Annotated in this window: 9 protein-coding genes and 2 pseudogenes; 4 read left to right on the top strand and 7 right to left on the bottom strand. The window is 57.0% G+C overall.

The genetic code is table 11. The features are described from left to right. Nucleotides 1-243 precede the first annotated feature (243 nt). Nucleotides 244-381: pseudogene (locus AB4Z35_RS20240) on the top strand (cell wall hydrolase); the annotation flags it as partial. Between the two features lie 317 nt (nucleotides 382-698). Here the strand turns inward: AB4Z35_RS20240 and AB4Z35_RS20235 are convergent. Further along, nucleotides 699-920 carry a hypothetical protein gene (locus AB4Z35_RS20235; RefSeq protein WP_442098956.1) on the bottom strand — a complete coding sequence of 74 codons (222 nt, stop codon included), beginning with the start codon at nucleotides 918-920 and terminating at the stop codon, nucleotides 699-701. 199 nt (nucleotides 921-1119) lie between these two features. Here AB4Z35_RS20235 and AB4Z35_RS20230 point away from each other — a divergent pair, with 199 nt between their 5' ends. Both AB4Z35_RS20230 and AB4Z35_RS20225 read left to right on the top strand, forming a co-directional pair. Continuing rightward, a complete protein-coding gene (locus AB4Z35_RS20230; RefSeq protein WP_442098954.1) occupies nucleotides 1120-1941 on the top strand; it encodes a MinD/ParA family protein in 822 nt (273 codons plus the stop codon). A gap of 218 nt (nucleotides 1942-2159) precedes the next feature. Further along, nucleotides 2160-2497: pseudogene (locus AB4Z35_RS20225) on the top strand (transglycosylase SLT domain-containing protein). Between the two features lie 202 nt (nucleotides 2498-2699). Here the strand turns inward: AB4Z35_RS20225 and AB4Z35_RS20220 are convergent. After that, nucleotides 2700-2894 (bottom strand): hypothetical protein, encoded by a 195-nt coding sequence (locus AB4Z35_RS20220; RefSeq protein WP_442098952.1) that lies wholly within the window; start codon nucleotides 2892-2894, stop codon nucleotides 2700-2702. Between the two features lie 92 nt (nucleotides 2895-2986). Continuing rightward, the gene (locus AB4Z35_RS20215; RefSeq protein ID WP_442098950.1) at nucleotides 2987-3829 is read right to left on the bottom strand and encodes an NAD(P)H-binding protein; all 843 of its coding nucleotides are present in this window, start codon (nucleotides 3827-3829) and stop codon (nucleotides 2987-2989) included. A gap of 178 nt (nucleotides 3830-4007) precedes the next feature. On the opposite strand from AB4Z35_RS20215, the gene AB4Z35_RS20210 reads away from it, so the two are divergent. Further along, nucleotides 4008-4673, top strand: coding sequence for a TetR/AcrR family transcriptional regulator (locus AB4Z35_RS20210; RefSeq protein WP_442098949.1), 666 nt, complete (start codon nucleotides 4008-4010; stop codon nucleotides 4671-4673). A gap of 25 nt (nucleotides 4674-4698) precedes the next feature. Here AB4Z35_RS20210 and AB4Z35_RS20205 read toward each other — a convergent pair whose 3' ends face one another. The 4 genes from AB4Z35_RS20205 to modC form a co-directional block, all read right to left on the bottom strand. Next, nucleotides 4699-4983 (bottom strand): hypothetical protein, encoded by a 285-nt coding sequence (locus AB4Z35_RS20205; protein WP_007997854.1) that lies wholly within the window; start codon nucleotides 4981-4983, stop codon nucleotides 4699-4701. Nucleotides 4984-5190: 207 nt separating this feature from the next. Next, complete coding sequence (locus AB4Z35_RS20200; protein ID WP_007975977.1) at nucleotides 5191-5421, bottom strand: hypothetical protein; 231 nt, start codon at nucleotides 5419-5421, stop codon at nucleotides 5191-5193. 129 nt (nucleotides 5422-5550) lie between these two features. Continuing rightward, nucleotides 5551-5772 (bottom strand): hypothetical protein, encoded by a 222-nt coding sequence (locus tag AB4Z35_RS20195; protein ID WP_442098946.1) that lies wholly within the window; start codon nucleotides 5770-5772, stop codon nucleotides 5551-5553. A gap of 126 nt (nucleotides 5773-5898) precedes the next feature. Next, complete coding sequence (gene modC, locus AB4Z35_RS20190; RefSeq protein WP_442098945.1) at nucleotides 5899-6978, bottom strand: molybdenum ABC transporter ATP-binding protein; 1080 nt, start codon at nucleotides 6976-6978, stop codon at nucleotides 5899-5901. Between the last annotated feature and the right edge of the window lie 2 nt (nucleotides 6979-6980).

The following is a 6980-nucleotide window of genomic DNA, read 5'->3' as shown; positions in this document are numbered from 1 at the left end:
AAGCAGTCGTGAGTCCAGCTGACGCGGCCTGCCTGACGTACCGCGATTACTGATTTTACGACTGCTTCGCAGCCGAACGCAGCCTCGCGGGCTCGGCAGCTGCTACAAAGGGTGTCGCGGCTGAAATTGCTTGACTGACGGGCATTAGGCATAGCTCCCTCCCGATTTGAACAACCATTTATCGCCCGCTGATCGCGGGCTTTTTTTCGCCTGGAGAAAAGTGATGACCGAAGCCGAGAAAGACCGCGGGCCGGCCAGATCGCCGTGGCCTGGACCATCCGCAACCGCGTAAATGACGGCAAGGTCAAAGCGTGGCGGGGCTATGTCGGCGTATGCCAAAAGCCCTACCCGTTCAGTTTCTGGAGCATGGGCGACCCGAACATCCAAAAACGAATAACACAATCAGCGACGAAGGCGGACCTTCTCCCAGCTGCGATCAACGTAAAACGACCCCGTGTCGCCCCGAAGAGAATAAAGCGTGGCTCTGTAGAAGGCTGTCCGGCGAGAGCAGTACAGTCCACGCAGTTTTCGGTAAGCCCATTTCCATCCGTGCTTAGGTTCGGTGCTCATATTTTTCCTAGGTCAGTATCATCCATTCCCTGATGGTAGCTCGGGGAGGACGGATGTCAAATGATTGACATCAGGCGTAAAAACTGCGTTTTAGAGCGGTTGCATTTATTTTTCCTGAAAAAAGAATGTCAAGTGCACAAGTTGCAGCAGTAAACGCTCGCCGGACTAGCCCCCTCGATGAATTCTTCGTTCTTGTCGATCGTTTGAAGGGCGCCGCGGACATTACCGCCGACCTCGGCCGCTCCGCGATGCTCAACACAAAGCGTGAGCACCATGATGGCAGCCTCCAGGGCGAGCTGGTTTTCGTTGATTTTGAACGGCACGGAAGGGAGCAGGTCTGAAGCCGGCATAGGCGATTACTCGGCGGATGAGGGCATCGCAGCAGTGGCAGTTCTGGTTCGCGTGATTGCCATGTAGCGGGTTACAGCGTTTCTAGTGATCCTGTGATACAGCCAGGGGCCATATGTCTGTACTTTTCAGTTACCATTGCGTATCTAGGGATAGTTAGCGACTACTCGCACGCGTTGCACATGGAAGGGAATCAAAAACATGGATGGTGTGCGTTCTGTACAAGTTATCGCCGTGACCGGCGGAAAGGGCGGCGTCGGCAAGTCGACTGTGGCTGTGAATCTTTCATTGGCGCTGGCGAAACTTGGAAGGCGAGTCGTATTGCTTGATGGCGATTTTGGCTTGGCGAATATCGATGTCCTGTTGGGGCTTTCCCCGCAGTACACGCTTGCCGATTTAATCGAAGGTCGCTGTGAGCTATCCGATGTACTTTTGAACGGTCCGGGCGGGATACGAATCGTCCCCGCGGCTTCAGGCCTCCAGAGCATGGTGCATTTGTCTCCGGCTCAGCACGCAGGCCTGATCCAGGCCTTCAGTGAAATCGGTGACAGTCTCGATGTGCTGGTGATTGACACGGCTGCTGGTATCGGCGCGTCGGTGGTCAATCTCGTCCGGGCGGCCCACGAAGTCTTGCTGGTGGTCTGCGACGAACCGACCTCGATCACCGATGCCTACGCGCTGATCAAACTGCTTAATCGTGATTACGGAATGGACCGTTTCCGGGTGCTGGTCAATATGGAGCAGAGCCCGAAGGAAGGTCAGGTGCTGTTCGCTAAATTGGCCAAAGTCACCGATCGCTTCCTCGACGTAACCCTGCGGTATGTAGGAGCGGTTCCGTACGATGAATGTGCGCGTAGGGCAGTGCAGAAGCAGCGGGCAGTCTACGAACACTTTCCGCGCTCCAAGTGCGCCCAGGCATTTCAGGAAATCGCTTTAAAGGTCGACGCTTGGCCTTTGCCGGCTACCCCCAGAGGGCATATGGAGTTCTTCGTTGACCAACTCGTCCATAATTCGAGAAGGTGACACTTTGTAGCAGCTGCCGAGCCCGCGAGGCTGCGTTCGGCTGCGAAGCAGTCGTAAAATCAGTTATTGCGGTACGTCAGGCAGGCCGCGTCAGCTGGACTCACGACTGCTTTGCAGCCGAACGCAGCCTCGCGGGCTCGGCAGCTGCTACAGATCGCATTACTGCTTTACTGACTGGCATTAGGCACTTTATGCCCTTGTTTTTTTGAGGGGGATGGATGAAACAAGGGCAAGTTTTGCTGTTGGCTTTGTTGTTTATGTTTTTGACCGGTTGCACGACTATGCCACCAAAAGATCAAGACAATCTCTGCAGTATTTACCGTGAGTATCCCGACTGGTATGAGGACTCGCTAGAGATGCAGAGTGAATTCGGGACACCTACAATCAGTACCTGGCTTATCACGAGGGGCGTGGGGGCTATAACCGTAACTCCTATCGCAGTAAACCCTGGCTGATGCAGGTTGCCCAGAAAGTGCAAAAGCAGTCAGAAATCTACAGCGCCCAACTCAAGCAGTGTCGCCAGGAGCTGGAGGATGATCGTAGTGGGTGGTTTTAGCGCGGAAAACGATTGGATTTGTCCAAAAGGGTAATTAACCCGACGTAAAATTGAACGACCAACGTTCCTCAAGGTGCATTCAACGCCATCGACTCCGTCGTCGGGTGTTATCTGAAATCAAGGGCTCGCAAGCGAAAGCTGATGCAAGCCCTTGTTTGTTTCTGCTCCATTGTTTCTATCTTGATCGTGCTTGCCTGATGCTTCAGGACGCCGGGTCTGCCTTGCGGCGATCGCTGCCGGCCGGGTTGCCGATATTGATCAGCCTTCTTTCCAGCAGTACGTTTTCCAAGGCCTGGCGGTCTGACGGGGTCATTTGATGTTCTCGCTCCTTGAGTTCCAACAGGATCGGGGTCGACCACTGGCGGTAGGTTTGTTCGGCACTACGATTGAGTGACATGAGTTCCTCCTTGATCGGGCTCCTGCCAATTAAGGCGCCGCAGTTCGATACGCCAAAAACCCTAGTCGACGAAGCTTGTTCTCGCCACTGCTTTACGTCGGACTTCCATATCCCCAGATGCCCGCAGCGGCAGTGCGCTGTACATAGTCGCTGAAGTCACGCGCCGGCCGCCCCAGTGCCCGCTGTACGCCATCGGTCACAGGTGTGTTGCGGCCGTCGAGCACAGTCGTGAAGAGGTACAACACCAGATCAATGAAGTCCGGAGGAAGTTGTTCCTGTTCCAATGTCTGTCGATAGGCGTCCGGCGGTACGGCGACGAATTGAATGTTGCGCCGGGTGGAGCGGGCAATTTCGGTCACGGCTGCAGCAAAGGTCAACGCCCGAGGGCCGGTCAATTCATAGAGCTGGTCAGTGTGTCCGGGTTGGGTCATTGCCGCGACGGCACACTCGGCAATGTCTTCTGCATCGACAAAGGGCTCGGCGACCTGGTCGACGGGGAGTACGAGTTCACCTTGCAGAATGGGCTCAAGAAAGTGTGCCTCGCTGAAATTCTGGCAGAACCAACTGGCCCGCAGAATCGTCCAGTCAATCCCGCTGTTCTGTATGACACGTTCGGCCTGTTCCGCTTCGACCTCTCCGCGCCCGGATAACAAAACCAGTTTGCGGACACCGCTTTTCACCGCCAGGTCGGTGAACGCCTGGATGGTTTCAAGGGCGCCTGGAACGGCGAGATCAGGTTGAAAGGAAATGTAGACGCAATGAACGCCATCTATCACGGCATCCCAGGTTGATCGATCTTCCCAGTCGAAGGGGGGATTCGCATCGCGGGAACCTCGGCGAACGGGCAGGCCCGCCGCTTCGAGTCGTTGTGTGATTCGCCGTCCGGTTTTGCCGGTGGCGCCGAGGACCAGCGTGATTGGTTGGGCAGTTTTCATCGCGTTCATCTCCATCGGTTAATGTGAGTGATGCTCACGTTTAAAAGATGATAGATGCTCATGTTTTATCGTCAACCCGTCAAAACGAATTCCCCGACGTGTGGTATCTGCTGTTGGGCGTAGCGAGTGGCGATGCTAAGGTGAGTACATGTCACGTTATTGATCGGGAAATTCGCTCGTGCGCAAAAAACCCTCTGAAACCCTCGAACGGCCTGCTGCAGAAGCTGTTCGACGTAATCCCACGCAACAGCGCAGTCGCGATCGTCAGGAGCGGATTCTGACAGTGGCGACTCAATTGATTGCGGATAAGGGCAGCGATCAACTCAAGATGAGTGAAATCGCCGAGCGCTCCGAGATCTCGATCGGTTCCCTTTATCAGTACTTCCCCGACAAGAGTTCTGTCATCCGTACGCTGGCCGAGCGCTACAACGCTGAGAGCCGTCGTTGCATTAAAGAAGCAATGGAGGCTGTCGAGGATGCCCAGGGCTTGCGGGCAGCCTACTCGCAGTTGCTCGATCTGTATTACGAGATCGTGATGGCGACACCGGTGATGCGTGACATCTGGTCCGGTATGCAGGCCGACAAGCAGCTGTTGCAGCTGGAACTGGAGGAGAGTCGGGTTGCCGGAGCGCTGCTGTCCCAAGCGATGCTTCGCGTGTATCCCGACTGCGACGAACAACAGGTCGAGGAGTCCGCGTTTTTAATCTGGCACCTGGGGGAGGCGACCATGCGCCTGGCGGTCACTTGTACGCCAGAGGAAGGGCGAGCACTGGTCGAGGCGTTCAAGCGAATGTCCCTGCGCGAAATCATGGAGCCCGCGCGCAGGAACATCGACTCGCCGTAAAAGCCTGGTGGTTAGTTCAGTTTCCCTAAACGAAGGGTTGGCCGCCAAAGCCACGGGGCAGGCGTTGCAGGCCGGCCATCGCGGTCAGTCGCTCGGTCCAGGCTGAACGCCAGTCATTGACGGTGTGCATGGCTTTGGCTTTGCGTGCTGCGCGGCGGGCAGCGTTGCGTTCAGCCTTGCGGGCTTCTTTGTAGGCGTCGGTGTTCCGGCAGCTTCGGCATTTCACCCGATTGAGTTCGCGGGTCGAGACGAGGTTGTTGCCGTGGTGACCGCAGGCCAGGTGCCCGCTGACTTTGAAATGAGTGACCATTGGAACGTCTCCTTCGTGACGTGTGAGCGGTTGACTCCACGTGAGCGGGGACGTTCGATTGGTTTTGCACAACAAAAAACCCCGGTTCCAGGCCGGGTTGTGAGAAAGGATGGAAATCCAGCAGGCAGCCAAAGGTTCGGAGACGTCAGTGTCACCGATCATACAGCCCGAATCGGGCCTGTCTTCGCACCGCAGTTCCGTGGCGGATCATCTGAACCGAGGCAAAGGCCGGTCGACAGGCTGGAGAGACGACAGCGTGTGCCGGATCAGCGGCGTGTCCTTCTCGATGTCGTTCAGGCGATCACGAATTCTGAGGGCGGTGGGATGCCCGCCTTGATGATCGACCCAGTCGGCGATTTCCTTGCAGGCGGCGGCCAGGCGGGCCTGACGGGAGTCCAGCAAGGTGAGCAGGGTGGTGATGGACTCTTTTTCGGACATGGGAAACACCTCCGTTCAAGAAACCTGGTCGTGGCAGCAAAAAGCCCGCCTGGGGCGAGCTTTCTGCTGGAAGGGTTACTGATCCTTCAGCCATTTCAGTATAGACCCGTTAAAAAATGCTGACGCTCGTCAACTTTGTCGGGCTGTCACTTGTGATTTAGCGTTCAACTGGCGGCAAACACGCATGGCGTCTTCTTCAACATCATAGCCATCTCCAATAAAGCCCAGGGTGCGGGTATCGGCGATGCGATACCAGACCGCGGCTTCCGGTGGCAGGTGGTCATGTTCACCCGCACGGCGGCCATGGATGATGATCTTGTTGCAACGCTTCACGACGAAAATGTCTTCCATGGCGTCTCCGCAGCTGATTCGTGTTCAGTTCAACTATAGAAGCCATTGGTGATCGTGCAAAAAATAGGCAAGTTAATTCGTCGGTTCAGGCGCGGACCTCTATCCGGTGCAGTCGTGTCGCCGGATTTACGCCAGCACTGCGACCGCTTTTATTTGTGCCCAGAGTTGCTGACCAGGATGGACGTTCAGTTGATCGCGAGAATATCGCGTGATCCGCGCAAGCAGTGGCGTGCCTGCGGCGTCCAGGCGAATCAGCACATGGGCGGCGTTGTCGGCGTTCATTTCACTGACGACAGTGACCGGCAGGCGATTGAGAATGCTGCTTTGCCCGGTGCTGTGCAGGCTTAGGCTCACATCCCGCGCCTGGACCTTGCAGCGCAGTGCGTGGCCCGCGTCCAGCGGCGAGTGCGGCACACGTATGTTGAGGGTCGTGTCGGGCAACTGCAGGCTCAGCAATTGATAGTCGGCGTCATAGGCGCTGACGCGACCCTCGATCACCACGCCGGCGTCATCCCCCATGGCCAGAGGCAAGTCGAGGCGCGCCAGGGTTTGGCCGATCGGGCCGCTGGCCAGTGCCTTGCCGTTGCTGAGCAACACGATATGGTCGGCCAGCCGCGCGACCTCATCCTGTGAGTGGCTGACGTACAGCACCGGGATGTCGAGTTCGTCGTGCAGGCGTTGCAAGTAGGGCAGGATTTCATTTTTACGCTGGGCATCCAGCGCCGCCAGTGGTTCGTCCATCAACAGCAGTTTCGGGCTGGTGAGCAAGGCGCGGGCCATGCCGACGCGCTGTCGCTCACCACCCGAAAGGTGTTGTGGGTGTCGGTCCAGCAAATGGCTGATGCCCAGCAATTCGGTGGCGTGGGCCATGTCGACCCGACGCTGAGGCTTGGGGATGCGCTTGAGGCCGAACTCCAGGTTGGCCAGCACCGACAGGTGAGGAAACAGGCTGGCCTCCTGGAACACGTAGCCCAGTGCGCGTTTGTGTGGCGCGACGAAAATCTTGTTTTCGCTGTCTTGCCAGACTTCATCGTTGACCTGGATAAAGCCAAGATCGGCCCGTTCCAGGCCGGCGATGCAGCGCAGGCACGTGGTCTTGCCCGAGCCGGAATGACCGTAAAGCGCGGTGACGCCACGGCCCGGCAGCTGCAGGTCGACGTCCAGGGCGAAGCCCGAATAACCCAGTTTCAGACGCATTTGAATCATCG

The sequence above is a fragment of the Pseudomonas sp. KB_15 genome (genome assembly GCF_052114525.1).
Classification (GTDB): domain Bacteria; phylum Pseudomonadota; class Gammaproteobacteria; order Pseudomonadales; family Pseudomonadaceae; genus Aquipseudomonas.
Note: the sequence above shows the minus strand (reverse complement) of the source record. Positions and strands in the feature narration are given on the sequence as shown.